At 72.0% G+C, this 17,254-nt stretch carries 11 protein-coding genes; 10 read left to right on the top strand and 1 reads right to left on the bottom strand.

What is annotated here, in order from left to right:
• Position 1 precedes the first annotated feature (1 nt).
• Genes AC1UKG_RS05185 through AC1UKG_RS05150 form a run of 8 tightly spaced genes read left to right on the top strand, consistent with a single transcriptional unit; the run spans position 2 to position 12,502 of the window.
• Positions 2 to 2,437: a lantibiotic dehydratase gene (locus AC1UKG_RS05185; protein ID WP_482642725.1), complete on the top strand. Its 2,436-nt coding sequence runs from the start codon at positions 2 to 4 to the stop codon at positions 2,435 to 2,437.
• Positions 2,434 to 4,719: a lantibiotic dehydratase gene (locus AC1UKG_RS05180; RefSeq protein WP_482642724.1), complete on the top strand. Its 2,286-nt coding sequence runs from the start codon at positions 2,434 to 2,436 to the stop codon at positions 4,717 to 4,719. Before AC1UKG_RS05185 ends, AC1UKG_RS05180 begins: the two co-directional genes overlap by 4 nt.
• Complete coding sequence (locus AC1UKG_RS05175) at positions 4,716 to 6,185, top strand: hypothetical protein (protein WP_482642723.1); 1,470 nt, start codon at positions 4,716 to 4,718, stop codon at positions 6,183 to 6,185. Before AC1UKG_RS05180 ends, AC1UKG_RS05175 begins: the two co-directional genes overlap by 4 nt.
• Entirely contained in the window at positions 6,182 to 8,431 is a 2,250-nt protein-coding gene (locus tag AC1UKG_RS05170; protein ID WP_475890876.1) for a lantibiotic dehydratase, read from the top strand. Before AC1UKG_RS05175 ends, AC1UKG_RS05170 begins: the two co-directional genes overlap by 4 nt.
• Entirely contained in the window at positions 8,428 to 9,687 is a 1,260-nt protein-coding gene (locus tag AC1UKG_RS05165; protein WP_018744290.1) for a metallopeptidase TldD-related protein, read from the top strand. Before AC1UKG_RS05170 ends, AC1UKG_RS05165 begins: the two co-directional genes overlap by 4 nt.
• A complete protein-coding gene (locus AC1UKG_RS05160; protein ID WP_018744289.1) occupies positions 9,680 to 10,756 on the top strand; it encodes a hypothetical protein in 1,077 nt (358 codons plus the stop codon). The genes AC1UKG_RS05165 and AC1UKG_RS05160 overlap by 8 nt, the downstream gene beginning before the upstream one ends.
• Positions 10,731 to 11,831, top strand: coding sequence for an FAD-dependent oxidoreductase (locus AC1UKG_RS05155; protein ID WP_026271376.1), 1,101 nt, complete (start codon positions 10,731 to 10,733; stop codon positions 11,829 to 11,831). Before AC1UKG_RS05160 ends, AC1UKG_RS05155 begins: the two co-directional genes overlap by 26 nt.
• Positions 11,831 to 12,502, top strand: a complete 672-nt coding sequence (locus AC1UKG_RS05150; protein WP_018744287.1) for a VOC family protein — start codon at positions 11,831 to 11,833, stop codon at positions 12,500 to 12,502. Before AC1UKG_RS05155 ends, AC1UKG_RS05150 begins: the two co-directional genes overlap by 1 nt.
• Positions 12,503 to 12,534: 32 nt before the next feature.
• Here AC1UKG_RS05150 and AC1UKG_RS05145 read toward each other — a convergent pair whose 3' ends face one another.
• Entirely contained in the window at positions 12,535 to 13,743 is a 1,209-nt protein-coding gene (locus AC1UKG_RS05145) for a M20 family metallopeptidase (protein WP_018814121.1), read from the bottom strand.
• Between the two features lie 101 nt (positions 13,744 to 13,844).
• Here AC1UKG_RS05145 and AC1UKG_RS05140 point away from each other — a divergent pair, with 101 nt between their 5' ends.
• Positions 13,845 to 16,367: a lantibiotic dehydratase gene (locus AC1UKG_RS05140; protein ID WP_018814120.1), complete on the top strand. Its 2,523-nt coding sequence runs from the start codon at positions 13,845 to 13,847 to the stop codon at positions 16,365 to 16,367.
• Positions 16,360 to 17,217 carry a methyltransferase domain-containing protein gene (locus AC1UKG_RS05135; protein WP_482642722.1) on the top strand — a complete coding sequence of 286 codons (858 nt, stop codon included), beginning with the start codon at positions 16,360 to 16,362 and terminating at the stop codon, positions 17,215 to 17,217. The genes AC1UKG_RS05140 and AC1UKG_RS05135 overlap by 8 nt, the downstream gene beginning before the upstream one ends.
• Positions 17,218 to 17,254 lie beyond the last annotated feature (37 nt).

Raw genomic sequence — 17,254 nt, 5'->3', positions numbered from 1 at the left:
GATGACGGAGCAACCAACCCCCTGGCAGCTCTACCCCCGGCTACTCCTCCGTCGGGCGGGCTTCGACATCGAGCTGTTGACCGCTTTGGCCGATGAACCCACGCGAGCGGGCGCCGCGGAGTACCGCACGGCGGCGGAACAGTTCGGGCGGTGCCGCACCGAGTTGATCGAGGGAATCGCCCGGGCTGTCGCCCGGACCGATCGGCAGTCGGACCGGTCGCGGCTGCGGGCGCTGTCCCGGGCCCGCAGCCGGGCGGGACGTGGCCTGTCGGTAAACCCCGAACAGCTGAGCCCTGACCTGGTGCCAGCGGCGGTGGCCTACGGCACGGCGCAGGCCGAGCTGGAGCAGGCGGGCCAACGGCTGACCGGTGTCCTCGCCGAGGAGGCGTTGCGCCGACCGGGCCGGGTGCGCGCCCTGCTGGGCAACGATCGAGTCTGCGACGCGTTGCTTCAGCTCTCGCCCTCGTTCTACGGCGAGGTCGTGCGCTGGCGGCAGGGGTGGGCCACCCGGGGTGACGAGACAAACCGAAACCGGGCCAAGGACCGCGCTTTCTACCGCCGCGCCTACCTCTACGGCCAGCGCCTGGCCGCGAAGAACGAAACAACCAGTTTCTTCGGTCCGCTGGTGCACGGACAGATCGACCATACGGCCAACGGGATCGCGGTGGGCCCCGAGACCGGGTCGGGAGTCCAGACCACGGAGGCGCAGACCGCGTTCTGGGCCGTGTGCGAGCTGGCCCGCAACCTCGGCACCGATCCCGCCGTCCGCGACCAACTGCCGGTGACCTGGGTGCCGGCCTGCCGTCGCCGGGCGGAGGCCGAAGCCGGAACAGGCACGGTCCAGACCAGTGCCGGGCGCCGGATCCGGCTCTCCGGCACCCACTGGAGACTCGTGCGCGACATCAACGACCACCGTTCGGTACGGGACCTCGCGGACCTCGCCGGGACCGAGGTCACCGAGGCACGCGCGGCCCTGGATCGGCTTCGCCAGGTCGGTGCCGTACGGCTGTGGCCCGAGCCGCCGTCCACCACCGCCCGTCCGCTGGACTGGCTGGTGGGCTTCGCCCAGCAGCACGCCGGTGGCACCGAGTGGCCGGCGCGGCTGCGCGAACTCGCCGCCCTGGCGGACCGGTACGCCGCCGCTGCCGGGCACCACCACCGGGCGGCCGCACTGGCCGAGGTGGAGGCGGGTTTCTCGGCGCTGACGGCGACCGACGCCCGCCGGGCCGGCGGCCAGATGTACGCCGACCGGTTGGTGGTGTCGCTGGACGCCAAGGGTGACCAGTCTCCGGTGGTGGTCGGCGGCGACGTCGCCCGGCGCTGGGAGGAGCAGCTCACCCCGGTGCTGGATGTCGCGGCTCGCTACGGCGAGCTCCAGCAACAGATCGCCGCGCAGCTGTGCGCCAGGGTCATCAGCGAGTCGGGGACCGGCTCGTTGCCCTATGACGAGCTGATCCGTCGGGTGCTACCAGCAGTTGAGGCGGGGGCGCTGACTGCCCTCTCCGACCCGGTGCGGGAGTTCACCCAGATCTACACCGAGCTGGTGCGCGCCGGTCTGCGCGGGCAGGAGGCCCGGTTGTCCCCCGCCGCCCTGGCGGCACTGGCGCCCACCCCGGGCCGGGACCGGTTCGTCAGCCCGGACCTGATGCTGGAGCGACAGCCGGACGGTAGCGACCTGCTGGTCCTGGGGGAGCTGCACCCCTACGTCTTCGCCTGGGGTTCGCAGGGGCTCTTCTGCGACGACCAGGAGCGGATGCTGGCCGACTTCACCGCGGGGCTCGAGCCGTGGGGCGGCCCCGACCAGCTCGCCACGGTGATCCGTCGACGGCGGCACAAGGGCCTGGTCGCCGACTGGTTTCCGGGACGCTTCGTCGAGGTCACCTCCGTGGCCACCGACGACCGCAAGCGCACCGTGGCGCTCGCCGACCTGGCCGCCGTCCTGGTAGACGGGGTGCCGCGGCTGCACGCACCCGACGGTGAGTTGACCCTCTATGCCGGCGAGGACGACCACGTCCACCTCCGGGCCTTCGCCGCACCGGGTGTGGCCCTGCCCCTGATCCGATTCGGTGACTTCGCGCCGCGGATTCGCGTGGGGGAGGTCATCGTGCAGCGGGCCCGCTGGTGGTTCAGCGCCGCTGACCTCGGCGTCGCCGAGGTCCGGGATGCTGCCACCGCGTTCCTCGCGGTGCAGTCCCTACGCGCCCGGCACGGACTGCCCCGCTTCTGCTTCGTCTCGGCGGCGCACGAACCCAAGCCGGTCGGGGTTGACCTCGACAATCCGCTGGCCGTGGACGCGCTGCTGGCGTTGACCCTGGCCGGCGACGGAAAGGTCTCGCTGGCCGAGATGCGACCCGCGCCAGACGCCCTGTGGCTACACCACGGCGACAAACCCGTGACCGCCGAGTTCCGGATCGCTATGAGAAGGGCTTCGTCGTGACCGTCCCCACCAGTGCCGACCCGGCCGACCCCAGCTGGGAGCTGTTGCCACACCTCGTGCTGCGCAGCGCCGGCTTCCCCTGGCAGTTGATCGAGTCCCTGACCTATCGACAGACCGTGGCGCTGCTCGACGAGTTGGCCGTCCTGGAACGAAGGGCCGCCGAGGTGGCCGCCCGGATGCGTACTTCGGCACGCCTGACCCGAGGCCAGCAGAGCAAACTACGCAATGTCCGGCCGCTACCCCCGTCGGACAATTTCGACCACGACTGGCTCGCCGAGTGGAACGACCTCGCCGAGCAGGTGACGCGGATCCGAGAGCAACTGGAGCCGACCGTCGCAGCGGACGCGGCGACGGTAACCGCCGCGCTGGCGGAGATCCGGACCGACCCGCGGATCAACGATGCCATCGTCTGCTCCTCCCCCGCCGTCCACCGGGATCTGGCCCGGGGGGCGACCGGGGGCAGGATCCGCCGCCAGCTCGCCGCGTACGCGCAGCGCCTGGCCGCGAAGAGCGAGACGATGAGCTTCTTCGGGCCGATCAACTATGGCCGGGTGGACACCGCCTCGGACGCTCCAACGACGCTGTCCTGGGCGGGCCACCGGGAGATCCGGGTTCGCCAGGCGCACTGCGCCGCCCGGGTCAACGACGCCGTCCAAGCGATGATCATCGGCGATGACTCGCTGGTGACGCACCTGGTTCCCCTCCGCAAGACCACGGCCCGTCCACCGCGCCGAGACGACCCGTCGGCCGAGTTGATCCGGGCGGTGGACGGCGACCGCACGATCGCTGAGCTCGCCGCGGCCGCCGGCGGCGAGGTAGCCGGTACGGTGGGGCTGTTCCGCACGGCCGTCGCCAAGGGAGTGCTGACGCACTCCTGGTGCCCGCCGGCGACGACGGTGGATCCGTTGCGCTGGACCCTCGAGCGGATCGACGAGGCCGGTGTCGAGATCGCCAGCCGCGCGGCGGCTGTCCGGTCGCTGCTGGTCAAGGTGCTCGACCTCCTCGACAGCTACCCCTGGACCTCGCCGGAGCGCAAGCTGGGCATTCAGGCCGAGGTGGAGGCCCTGCTCCCCACCGATGGGCCGACGAACCGCAGCCGCTTCTACAACGACCGGGTGATCATCCACGAGGCCGCGGTGGGGACTGCCCAGCTGGAGCTCCGTGGGCGGCTCGCCCACGATCTGCGGGCGGCGGCCGCCCCCGTCCTGGACCTGCTCGCGCATGAGGCGGAGCTGACCCGGGTGCAGACCAACCGGGCCGTGGCACGGCGGCTCGGCCCGGGCCGCACTCCGCTACTACGAGCGCTGAGCGCCTGCGCGGACATGTCCATCGAATACGGCGGTCAGCTCAGCACGGAGCTGGCCCGCGTCGTCGGCGAAGCCGGACCGGAGACGGGTGAGATCGACGTCGCCGGGCTGCTGCCCACCGTGCCCGCTCCCACCGCACCAGTTCTGTGCTCCATTGACGTCCTGATCGGCACGGCCAACCTCGCCGACTACGACCCGAGTACGACTCCGTTGGTGCTCGGCGACATCCACGACGCGGCGCTGCTCACCCCGTGGGCCCTTCAGTTTCATCCGGCGGCGGCGACGCTGCTGGCCGAGCGTGACGCCGCGGTGCGGCGGGCCCTCGGCGACCAGCTAGCCGTCAACGTGATCTCCCGGCGGACGACCGGGCTACCGCCGCTGGAGTTCCCCGGGGTCGTACTCGAACTGGGTGGCTCCGCCACGGCGGGTCGAGACCGGATCGGCCTGGACGAACTCTGGCTCGACAGTGACGGGGAGCAGGTGGTGCTCCGGGGCGCCAGCTTCCCTGGGCGGAGTCTGCTGTTGCACAACGGCGAGCTCGACACCGCGGTGCACACCGCGCTCGCGCTGCCCCGCATTCGTCGCGCCGTCCTCCCGACGCTGCCGTACCTGCCGCGACTGCGCTGGGGCAACGCGGTCTTCTCCCGGCGCCGCTGGCTGGTGTCGAGCGCCGAGGTACAGACGTTGCTCCGCGGCCAGCGGGACCTGGACCTGCTGCTCGGTGCCGCCCGACTGGCCACCGAACGCGCCCTGCCGAACCGCTTCTTCGTCAAGTCGCCCGCCGAGCGCAAGCCGGTGTATGTCGACACCGCGAGTCCCGACCTGCTGAAGGGGATGGCACGGCTGGCGGCCACCGCCGACCAGCTCGCCATCACCGAGGCCCTGCCCGCGCCGACCGACGCCTGGCTTCGTGACGGTGAGCTGCGGTTCGCCTCGGAGCTGCGCTGCGTCTACCTGCGGGGTGGTGGACAGTGATGCGCCGGGTGATCCTGCCGCCTCTGCACGACCTGAGCCTCGAGCCGGTCCTCGGGCCCGGAGACGAGTTGTTCGACGCCAACGCCGAATTCCTCGACCGGCTCTGCGCTCCGGTGGGCCTGCGCGTGTTGGCCGAGTCCGCGGCGCGGCCGACGCCCGGTGTGGCCACCGCCGAGGCGGCCACCAAGGCGCTCTTCGCCGCGGCCGCCGCGACGATCCTGAAGCGCGGGCGCTACGACTGGGGCCGGCTCCGGGCGATGGGTCTGGCCCTGCGGCTGACCGCCGAAGCAGATCCGACGATCCGGTTGGCCGTGGACGATGTCGAGTTGGTCAGCGGAACCACCGAGTCGGGCGCCGACGTGGTGTCCGCCGCGACCGGGACGGCCCTGTTCGCGCCGGAGGCCGACCGGGCCCGAACCTGGGCACCGGGCGCTCGGGTGCACCTGCTGGTCGAGACGGACCAGCAGCTTCCGGCGGCCGCCGCGGTGGCGGGGGCGCTGGGGACACACCGGGTCACCCTCTGTGGGCGGTTCGCCGCCGCGCACCGGAAGGCCCTGCGCGCGCTCGCACCGTTCGCCGGCGCCGAGATCGATGACTGGACGCCGTCCTGGCGCCTACGGCGAGAGTGGTCCCCGGCGGGCGAGGAGATCCGCTGGGTACGCGACGCCCACCAGTGGCAGCCCGGTCAGCCCTGGGCGGGTTGGCTCGCTCCCGAGCAGGCCGTGCTGCTGCCGGCCCGAGCGTGGCGGGACTGCCGCGGGGTGGCGCTGACCGTGGCCCGTTTCTCCACCTGGTCGGCGGTGACGGGGGTGAGTGGCGTCGACACCGACCTGGAGACGGTACGCCGGCTCGTCGGCGACGACCGGCTGGCCGTCGAGTTACTGGTCGGTGCCCCCGGGCTGGACGCCGACGCGACCACGACCGCCGCCCGGCGGCTGCGCTCCGGACCTGGCCCCCGGTTGGCGGGACTGAGCCCGTTCCGGCTGGCCAGCCGGCGCGGTTCGCGCGGAGCGACAACGTGGGGTGGGGTGCCGCTGACCCGACAGGACGCGCCGCGGCACGATCTCCCCCGCTGGGATCGTTTTCACGGGCCGGGGTCGCTCGACGACGCCGACCGGCAGCGCATCACCAGCACGCTGACCGCCGAGTTCGGCGCCGCAACCGAGCTGTATCCCGGTCGGCTCGCCTGCTGCGCGCTCGCTCCCGGGATCCAGCCGCCCGCCACGTGGGAACCCGCCGCCGCGGTCGTCGAGGCCAGCGGGACGGGGCCGGATGGGCGCGGACCCGGATCCTTCGTGGTGAACCTGCGCACGGGTAGCGCTTTTCGGCTGCACCCGAGACTGACGCCGGTCGTACGGCGGTTGGCGAACGGCGAGGTTGCCGTCTGGCAGCACCTCAGTGACACGGTCCGTACAAAACTGTCCGGTCAGCTGGTCCGGGCCGGGGCAATCCGGAGTCCACAATGACAAGAAACTGGCGCATTGGCGGCGAGTTCATCGTGCGCCACGCGGGAATGCCGTTCGACTGGCTGGAGGAGCTTGGCGCCCCCGGCGACCTGTTGGAGCTGGCCGACGAGGTGGTCCGACGGGAGGACGTCCTTCTGGCCAGCGTGGCGACGCACTTCACCGGCGATCGCGCCGCCGGGATTCGGGCCGACGTGCTGCACGGCCGAATCGATCAGCTCCCCCGGTCCGCCGGGGCGGACTGGCGGGCGGCGATCGATGCCTGGGGGGAGGCACTGGCCCAGTACGTCCGCGCCTACCGGGAAGCAGACGAGCAGGTCGGCAAAGAACTCCGGAACCTGCTGGCAACGTCCCAGGTCTCCGAAGCGGTCTTCCTGTCCAACCCGGATGCCTACCGCAACATGCTGCAACCATTCTTGGCGTACCAGGGTGCACTGAACTCACGCTGGCGGCGGGTACGCCGACAGATGTACACCTACGTGCAACGGTTCTGCGCCAAGAACGAAACCGTCAGCTTCTTCGGCCCGATGGCGTACGGCACGATGGGCCCCGGAGACGGCGCCCAGCTCCGCCGAGACGTTCCCCGTACGCGCCGGGTATTTCTGTCCCACTGGGCGGCCCGGTCCCTGGCGTTGGCCATCGCCCGGGACTCCGCGATCCTGCCGCACCTGCGCTTCCACCGGACCGGCCGCGGCACCGACCCGGGTGAGCCGATCCTGGCCCGGGTGCTCGCCGGCGGCACCACCGTGCGACAGCTGATCCACCAATCCGGCCGCCCCGCCGCCGAGGTGGTGCGGACGCTGATGAAGCTGGTGGCGACCGAGCACCTCACGATCGGACTCGGCGGCGGCGACTACGACCTGGACCCCCTCACGACCCTGCGCGAACAACTCGCCGCGCTGCCGGCCACACCCGCCCGAGAGCACTGGCTCGCCCGGCTCGGCGATCTCGCCGTGCTCCTGGCCGAGCTGGGGGAACAGCCACTGGACCGCAAGATCACAACGGTAGCCGCGCTGGAGACCCGGTTCACCGAGATCACCGGCAAACCGGCCCGCCGGGGTGCGGGTGCCGCGTACGCCGACCGGGCGGTCTTCTTCGAGGAGTGCGCGTCCCCCTTCGCCCTCACCATCGGAGCCGATCTGATTCGGCGCTGGGAGGAGCAGCTCACCCCACTCCTGGAGGCCTGCGTCACGCACGGTCAAGCGACCCAGGCCGCAGCGGCCGAGGCCGTCCGGGAAAGCTTCGCCGGCAACGGCCAGGACATCCACCTGAACCTCCTCGAGTACGCGACCCGGGCCGCCGCGGACCAGTCCGACTCCACCAGCACCTACCAGGCGACCTACGCACCCAGCTACCCGGGTGAGGAGTGGCGGTCCGAGCTGACCCAGCTCATCGGCCAGGCCAACACCCTCGACGGCGAGCGGTACGCCGTCATCGACCTCTGCCCCGCGGCGGCGGACGTGGCGGGGCTGGACGAGGCACCGTTGGTGTTGTCCCGCGCCCACCACCACCTGCTGGTGGACAGCTGGCTCGCCACCATGCACCCGGATCCGCGACGGTTCGGCGCCGCCGCCGCCGAATGGGTCGCCCGGCGAGCTGACGATCTGGTCGGCCTGGACCTCGGTCGCCGGAACAAGGGCTACTACCGATTCCCCGGCCGGGAGATCGCGATGCGTCCGCTCTCCTGGACCGACGAGGGCCGAGCGGACCTACTCAAACCCGAAGACCTCCGGGTCTCCATCACCTCCGACACGGTCACCCTCCGGGACCCGGACGGTCGCGTTGTCACCGCGTACGTTCCGCTCAGCGACTTCGTCAAGTACGCACCGATCGCCGCACTGTCGCACCCGCAGGTCCTGCACCCCACCTTCCGGACCGCCACCGGCGGCGCGCTGCCCGAGGTCGTACTGGGGGCGGTGACCCTGCAACGCGCCCGCTGGCGAGTACCGACCCAGACATTGGCGGCGGCGGAGCCGCACACCCGGTTCCTCGGGCTGCGTCGGTTGGCCCGGGACACCAACGTCCGGTTCCTCTTCGGGCGCAGCGCCCACGAACGCAAGCCGTACCTGATCGATCTCACCTCCCCACTCGCAGCTGATCTGGTCAACCACATCACCCGGGGCGGTGACGAGATTGACGTGGAGCGGATGGCACCGGGACCGGAAGGGCTGTGGCTCCGCGACGCCGAAGGGCGGCGCTACACCAGCGAGCTGCGGATGCAGGTCGTCGGCGAAGGCGGGCAAGCATGACGCCGACGGTCTGGTTCAGCGAACACTCCCTACGGCTGCGGGTTGACGTACGACCAGACGGCTCGTTGCCGACCCAACGCTCAACCGCCCGCGGGATGAGTGTGGAGCGGCACCTCGGGGACGGCTGCACCGAACACCGGTTCAGCGACGGTGACGCACTGCTCGAGACCGGTTGCGCCGGGCTGGCCGCGCCGGCCGCCGACGTCCTGCGCGAGGTCCAGGGCCGACCGGTGTTCGGGGTAACGGCGCAGCACCGCGCCCTGCTCACCGCGATCGCCGCCGAGACCGGCGCCGAACTCGTTCTCGGTGTCGCGGAGCAGCACGTCGCCGCCGGAGACCCGGACCAGGTCCGCTCCACCCACCGCTTCGTCGCGACGCTGCTGCTCACCCTGACCGGCGACGACGGCACCCGGCACACGCAGTCAGTTCGGTGGAACCCGACCGACGATCCCCGCACGCTGGTGCTGGCGGCGCGGCAGATGGCCAGCCAGATGCGTGGCCGACTCGCTCTGCCGCTGGCCGAGGAGCTACCCGCGGACGCCGACCTCGTCCTGCTGCCGGGGTTCGCCGGGGCGTTCTTCCACGAGCTCGTCGGGCACCCGATGGAGGCCGACGTCGTCGCCTCCGGCACCAGCTACCTGGGCCAGCAGCTCGGACAACGGGTTGCCCCACCCTGGCTGTCCATCCTCGACGGCGGCCACCTCGCCGGCGCCGGCTATCGGAGCGCCTTCGACGACGAGGGAGCCGACTCCGTGACCACCCGCCTGATCGACCGGGGCGTGGTTGGTCGGCCGATGAACGACCTCGCCCTGGCCCAGCTCCTGCACACCACCAGAACCGGCCACGGACGCCGACAGAACTACCGACACCCGGCGATCCCACGAATGACGCACACCGCGGCGGTGCTGGAGCCCGGCGTCGAGGTCGAAGAGCCGGCCGGAGACTGGATCGCTCCCCGCGGCCTGCGGCTGGAGATGATGAACATCGCCTCGGGCGCGTTCGTCTTCCACGCGCCGATCTCCGTACTGCACCGGGCCGACGGCACCACCGCCCGGCTCGGCCCCCTGCGCATCGTCGGCGACGGGGCGCGGGTGCTGGCGCGCCTACGCCCCCACGCACACCGGGTCAGGGGGTACCTCCGCGCCACCGGCGGCTGCGGCAAGCTTGGGCAGTATCCGGTCCTGGTGTCCTTCGCCAACGCGGGCCTCCGGCTCCCCGCAGGATCGGTCGGGATCCGGGCGGTGCGCCATGCCTGAGCTTCGGTTGCGCGCCTCCGGGCTACTCGTCCCCACCTCCGCCGGCCCCCGACTGACCGTGTCGCTGGACCTCGTGCAGCTACGCCGGGACGCCTCCGGACGGGTGCTCGGCTCGGAGCGGGTGGGCGGGTCCGCGGCCGACGCGGCAGCCAAGAACGTAGCGCTGCTGCTCACCGACGCCACCGCCCGGATCGGTGGCGCCCTCGACGGGCTGCAGAGCGCGGTCGCCACGATCCACGAGTGGCGAGCCGGTGCCGACCTGCCGGTGTCGGACCGCAGCGACCTGCTGGTCCGGGTCGAGACCGCGGGTGGGCCCGTCGTACTCGGCACCGCCGGTCACGGCACACCACTCGAATTGGTGTCGGCCGTCGCGGGGCAGGACCTGGCGGTGCTGGCGCGCCCGCCCGCCGCCGAACCGCCGGCGGGGTGGCGGGATCGCCCGCTCATCCTGCGCCCGGCGCCCGCGGCCGTACTCGTCGCCGGCACCGCGTTCTCCCTCTCCTCGCGCAAGGGCCGGCGGAGCGCGGCGCAACTCGCCGGGCGCCGGGTGCTGCCCGCGCTGACCATCCGGGATCTCCCCGTGGTGCCGTCCGGGTACGACCGGGACGACCTGGGTGAACCCGCCGAGGCCAGCACCCTGGTGGACGCCGGCCGCATCTGTCCCCCCGGGCGGTGGCGCGACGGTGTGCCGCTGGGCCGGGCGGTCTGGGATCACGACACCGCCGCCTGTGGTCCGCCCCCGATCGTCCGGCTCGAGCTCGACGGGCCCGATGCGGTAACACCGCCGAACGCCATCGAGCTGCAGTGGTGTGTCGAAGGGCTCCAGCGCTACCACAGCGACGGCACTATTCGAGTCCACTGTGTAGCTCGCCCGGTCGACCGCCCGGAGGAGAGCTTCGTGGTCGTGCTGCACGGCAAGCCCATCCACCTACTCCGTCATGCCCGCGGTCTGACGGGGCCCCGAACGGCTGTCTACGGCGACAGCGACGTAACCACCCGCTCGCTGGTACTCGCCAGCGCAACCGAACTGGAAGGTGCCGGACATGCAGTCGTTACCGTCAACTCCTGACGTCGCCATCGTCGGCGGCGGAATAGTCGGTGCGTGCCTGGCGGAGGAGTTGAGCAGCCAGGGCGCCTCGGTCCTGGTGCTGGACGCCGGCGCCGAGCCCGGACACGCCACCCATCGCGCCGCCGGGGTGGCGGTGCCCTCCCTTCGCTACCTGGACGACCACGAGTTCTACTCCTGGTTGCGGAGCGCGAAGCGGGATCTGGACGCTGACGTTGCCCGCCTGGAGCCGGAGTTCGGCGCCTTCAGCGTGGTGCGGCCGATTCTGCGCGCCCTGCGCGAGCAGGACATCGACACCTACGGCCACCTGTTGACGGCAGCGGGGGCCGGGACTCAGGTCAGCGGGGACGACCTCGCCGCTGTCGCGACCGGCCTGAAGCTCCCCACCAGCCGACACTACCTGCACACCGAGGGCGGGCTCATGATCGACGGACGGCGGTATCTGGCCGCGGTCCGCGGCCGTTGCCGAGAGCAGGGGGTCACCTGGCGGCAGGACTGCCGGGTACGCGAGGTACGCGAGGACGGGCACCGGGTGGTGCTTCGTACGGACCAGGAGACACTGCACGCCGACCGGGTGGTGATCGCCGCTGGCGCGTGGAGCTCCGGCACCGGGCTGGCCGAGTCCACCGGGATCCGGCCGCAGCGCGGTCAGATGGTGGTGCTGCGCACCGACGAGAAGCTGACCAGCATCCTCTCCTCCGCCTACTACCTGGCCCCGGGGGTCAACGGTGACATCCTCGTTGGCGCCACCGAGGAGGACGCCGGTTTCGCCGACCACGTCACCGCGCAGGGCGTCGGCGCACTGCTGCGGTTCGCCACCGCTGCGATGCCCGGCCTCGCCGCCTCCGTCCCGCTGGAGCTACGGGCGGGGCTACGGCCGGTCTCCGACACAGGTCGGCCGTTGGCCGGGGCGCTGCCGGGTCAGGACCGGATCTTCATCTCGGCCGGACATGCCGGCCACGGGCTGCTCTCGGCCCGTACCACCGCGAAGGGGATGGCGGCCGGGCTGCTCGGCGACGACTGGGACGCCCTGCCGTACCGCATGTGCCCGACGCACGCACAGGAAGGTACCGCGTGATGCGCATCGATCACGTGATTCTCGGCGCCCGCACGATCGCCCCGCTCCGGGAGTTGCTGTGGGAGCGGCACGGCTTCGGGATCACCGACGGCAGCCCCAACCCGGACGGCACCGCGAGCTGGATCGTGCCGTTCGACACCCCCGATGTCCAGTATCTGGAGCTTCTCGTCACCGACAACGAGCGGGAACTGGGCAGCACTGACTTCGGCCGGGCCTTCCTGGAGCGGACCGCGGACGGGCCGACCTTCCTCAACTGGGCGGTCCTCACCGACGACATCGCCGCCACCGCGCAGCGGGTGGAACAGGTCACCGGCACCGACCCCGGCCTGCTGCGGGGCGAGTCGGTACGCGCCGACGGCCAGCGGGTGCCGTGGGCGGAAGCCGCATTCGACCTGTCCTGGCAAAGCCGGGTGCTGCCGTTCTTCCTAAGCTACGGCAATCCCGCGGACCGGGCGGACCGGGTGGCAGGTGACCTGCGGGCAGCCGGACACCGGGTACGGCCGACCGCCCTCGCGGGTCTGGCGACCGGCCCGGCGCGGGAACGAGACTGGGCGCCACAATGGCCCGGCCTGGCGGGGCTCGCGGTAACGGTCCACGACGACGCGGGCCCCGAGATCACCGCGGTCCGGGTCGAGACCGGCGCGGGTGACACCGTGGTGCGACTGCCATGAGTCGAAGCCGAGCCGCTCGTGGGTGCCCGCCACTACTGTGGACTCGCCGTCAACGTGCCCCGCGCCCGGTGCAGGTCCAACAGCCGCTGCCGGGCCGAGGGGTCCTGGGCGGCCTGGGCGGCGGTCCAGGCCAGCGCGACGGCGCCCTGCAGCAACGCCCGATCAGCACCGGGGGCCACACAGGCGGCCGCGAACTCGGGCTGGTGGTTCACGGCGTCGCCGCTGTCGATCCCGATGCTCGGGTGCAGGCTGGGCAGGGCGCGACTCACGTTGCCCATGTCGGTGCTGCCGGTGGGCAGCTCCCGCTCCTGCTCGCGGGAGACCAGCGGGCGGCCCAGCTCGGTCGCCGCCGACCGGTAGGCCTCGGACAGGAAAGGGTCGTGCACCAGTTCCGCGTAGGCGGGGGTGGCGCTGACCTCGTGGGTGCAGCCGCTACCGACGGCGCCCGCGGCGAAGCAGGCCCGGATCCGCGACTCGAGCCGGCTCAGGGACTCCATGTCGGCCGCCCGGAGGTTGTAGCGGGCACGGGTGTGCGCCGGGACCACGTTCGGCACGTCACCGCCGCAGGTAACGATGCCGTGCACCTGTTGGCGCGGCTCGAAGTGCTGGCGCCCGACGCCCACGGCGACCTCGGCGATGGTCAACGCGTCCGCGGCGTTGACGCCCAGCTGCGGCGCGAGCGCGGAGTGGGACTCCCGCCCGGTGTAGGTGACCTCCAACTCGACCAGTGCCAGCGGGCGCGGGGTGCAGTTGTCCTCCGGCGCGGGGTGGACCAGCATGGCCATCGAGACCTCGTCGAAGACCCCGGCCTCCAGCAGAGTGATCTTGCCGCCTCCGTCTTCCTCGGCGGGCGTGCCGATGACCACAATCGTGAGGTCAAGCTCCGCCGCCACCTCCCGCAACGCCAGGGCCGCGCCGACCGAGGAAGCGGCGATGATGTTGTGTCCGCAGGCATGACCGAGCCCCGGCAACGCGTCGTACTCGGCGCACAGGCCGACCACCAGCGGACCGTCGCCGAAGCGGGCGGTGAAGGCGGTGTCGAGGCCACCGACGCCGACGTCCACCGCGAAGCCCTCCTCGCGCAGCAGACCGCTCACCTTGGCCGCGCTGCGATGCTCCCGGAACGCCGTCTCCGGCTCCGCGTGCAAGCTGCGCGACAGGGCGAGCAGTCGATCCTCGGCTTGGTCAACAGCGTCCGCACACCGACGCCGGACCTCGGGGCTGAGCCTCATCTGCGGCATGTTCCCTTCCGTCGCACCGGCCGGGCCGCGGTGACGTACCCGGCTCCTTCCGTTCCTACCCGAGCCGGCAACCGAAAGCGAGACCAGTCAGGAGGCTCGAGATGGCAGCACTGACCTGGACGGTGCCCGCCGGGCGAGGAGAGTTGACCGTCGAGACCGTACCGTCGGCGCTGCTCCGCAGCACCGGCTTTCCGGTCCAGCTGGTGGCGGGGCTCGCCACCGCGACCCTCATCGCCGCGGCCGACCGGGTGTTCGCCGCGGAGCAGGAGATCGAGGCGGCCCGCCTCCACTTTCTGCACGAATGCTGGCCCGCTGCCCGCGAGGCCGTCCGGGAACTGGAGCCCCGCCAACGATCCCTGCGCGCGTTGCAGAGCTGTCGCCGACGGATAACGGCCGGGGCGCGGCTGGACGAGCGGGGTATCGAAATCCTGGCAGCCACCGGAGTGCCGCAGTGGGCTTCGCGGTGGAACACCCTGGTCGACGCGCACGCCGAACACCTGGCGACCGTCCGGACGGAGTTCGACGGGGCACTGCGCCAGGCCCGGCTGCGCACCGCGCAGGCCGCCAGCTCCGACGCCTTCCGGCACGCCGTGTTCGTATCCAACCCGAGCTTCTTTCACTCCGCGCTGCGGACGCCGCCGCTGGAGCACCCCGGCTGGGACAGCTCGGCGGCGGGTACCGACCTCCCGCGGGCGCTGCGCCGCCGACTCGACACCCTGCATCGGTACCTTCGCCGCTTCGCCACCAAATGCGAGACCGTCTCGTTCTTCGGCCCGGTGCTGTTCAGCACGCTTCGCCCGGAACAGGACCAGCCGATCCGGGTCGGGGCACCCGCGCCCGAGCGCATCGTGGTGGAGGCCAGCGCCTGGCTGGTCGAGCAGCTCCGCAAGGAGGCTGCCGGCGACACTCCACTACGGACCCAGCGCGCCTGGCCCAGTCCCTTGTTCCGCCAGCCGGGCCCGGAGCACGTGCTGGAACGGGTCGTGGACGGCCGCCGCTTCACCGCCGCCACCGCCGCGCTGGCACTGTGGCAGGCGGCAGCGGCCAGCCCCGGATCCCACCTGACCGACCTGCTGGCCGCCACCGGGGCGACGGACCAGTCCGACGAACGCCTGGCGCGGCTGGTCCGGGCACTGGGGCCGGCGCTGACCGTCTCGCCCTGGCGCCTTCCGGCCACCGAGCTGCACGCGTTGACCCGGCTCGCCACCGAGCACCCCACACCCACGGTTGTCGAACTCACCGACTGTCGGGACAGGTACGCCCAGGCCGGGTGGCCGGACCGTGTTGCGCAGCTCACCGCGGCGCAGCAGGCCAGTGCCCGGGCCGGCGGGGAGGCCTCCCGCAACAGTGGACAGCACTACGCCGATCGGGAGCTGTTCCACGAAGACAGATCCAGTCCGTTGAGCGAGCAGGTCAGCCTCGGCGCGCCCATCGTTGACCGGATCCGTCAGGTCACCGAGGCCGTCTTCCCGCTGACCTTCCTGGCCGCCCTGCTCGCCCGCGAGGACGCCCGGGACGCGCTGTGTACCGCACTGCGGGGCACGTCGGCCCCCCTCGCGGCCCTCGCCGCCCGGGAGATCCCAGCCCGTACGGATCGGCGGGACCAGCTGGATGCCATCCTGCACGAGCTGACCACGAAGGCCGTCGGAGACCTGACGGTGGTCGCCGACCGTCCACCGGTCGTCGAACTCGACCCACACGTACTCGCCGACGCCCTCGCCCCGTTGTGGGAGTTGGTCTCCCTCGACCCGGCCGACGCCTGCCTGCCCAGCCCCGACCTGATGGTCGCCGGCCCGGACCCCGCCACCGCCACCTGGGTGCTCTCGGAGCTGCACGACGACTGCAGCTCCATTTTCGGCGGGCTGGAGCGACCCCTGCACAGCGATCCGGACGGACTCTGGGCGGACTTCGTGTCCCGGGTCGAACAGGCGGTGTCACCGCGGACGGCCGCGACGATCGTCTCCCGCCGCCGCAGCGCCCACGTCACCCCGGAGCTACCGGGGGTGGCGATCGAACTCAGCGGCCTGTCGAGCAAGGACCGCGCCGACGTGGTGCCGATCGCTGCGGCCCAGGTCCCCGCCACGGCAGATGCCGTCCTGATCGACGGCGAACGTCGCCTGCTGTGGCCGGGGGATCTCTCCTCCACCCTGCACCGGGCGCTCTCCCGCCCGGCGCTCGGCCCGGTGTCGATCGACCTTGGCGCCTACACGCCGCGCATCGTCGTCGCCGGCGTCGTGCTGCAACGCGCCCGGTGGCGGGTACGACTCCCGGAACGCACCGATGACGCGTACGGGCAGTGGCTGGCGCTCCACCGCATCCGGGCGCAGCACCGGCTGCCGCGCCACGTCTATGTCCGGCATCCCGCCGAACCGAAGCCGCTGTACGTCGACTTCGCCGACCCGATGGCGGTGCTCGACCTCGCCCGACTCACCTCGGCCGACATCGTGGTCTCCGAGATGCTGCCCACGCCGGAGCAGCTCTGGTGGCGCCCCGACGACCAGCCGCACTGCGCGGAGCTCCGCCTCGGCGCGGTGGTACGACCGACGGCCTCCGCCCGCACCGACGGCGACGTCATCCCCACCACCCGTAGCCACCCCCCGCGACAAGGAGAAGACCATGTCTGAACAGAGCGACCTCACCGCCCGCGTCCGGGAGGCCTACGACAAGTCCGCTGACCAGTACGATTCGGCCGGCCAACTCGTCTTCCACCCACTGGGCAAGATGGTCGCCGACCAACTGGAGCTCAAGCCGGGTGAGCGGGTACTCGACCTCGGCTGTGGCCGGGGCGCCTGCCTGTTTCCCATCGCCGCCCAGGTCGGTGCCGAGGGCTTCGTGCTCGGCATCGACCAGGCGCCGGGCATGGTGGAGGCGTGTGGAGCCGACCTCGCGGCCCGCGGAATGGCCGACCGCGCACAGGTGCGGCTCGGTGACATCCAGAACTTCACCGTCGACCAGCCCTTCGACGCGATCAGCGCTGGCATGGTCCTGTTCCTGCTGCCGGCGCCGCAGCAGGCGTTGACCGCTGCCGCGGCGGCGCTGCGCAGCGGTGGCCGGTTGGTCGCGACGACCTTTCCCACGGAGAACGGCCGACTCGCCGCCGGCTGGGAATCGGCGGAGATTCTGGCTGAGGTGTTGGCCACCTACCTCCCGGAGGGCGTGGACGATCCGTGGCGGCTTGTCCTCGGTCTCCACGGACCGTTGGTCTCCGAGGAGTCGACCGGCGCGGCGGTTCTGGCCGCGGGCTTCACCGAGGTCGAGATTCGGCACGTACCAGCGAAGTCCCGATTCGAGTCGGTCGACGACTACCTCGCCTGGACCTGGACGGTCACTCCGCGGATGTTGTGGGAACTGGTGCCGCAGGAGCGGCGGGCCGAGGCGACCGATGCGGCCCGGAGCGCGTTGCAGAGCCTGGCGAGCACCGACGGTTCGCTGGAGTTCTCCTGCCCAACCCGGACCATCCGCGCTCTCCGTTGACCGGCGTCGCCCGCCCACACCTACCCCGAGCTCAGGA

The organism is Salinispora sp. CH2A1_6 (genome assembly GCF_056820975.1).
This window is presented reverse-complemented; position numbering and strand designations above follow the sequence as displayed.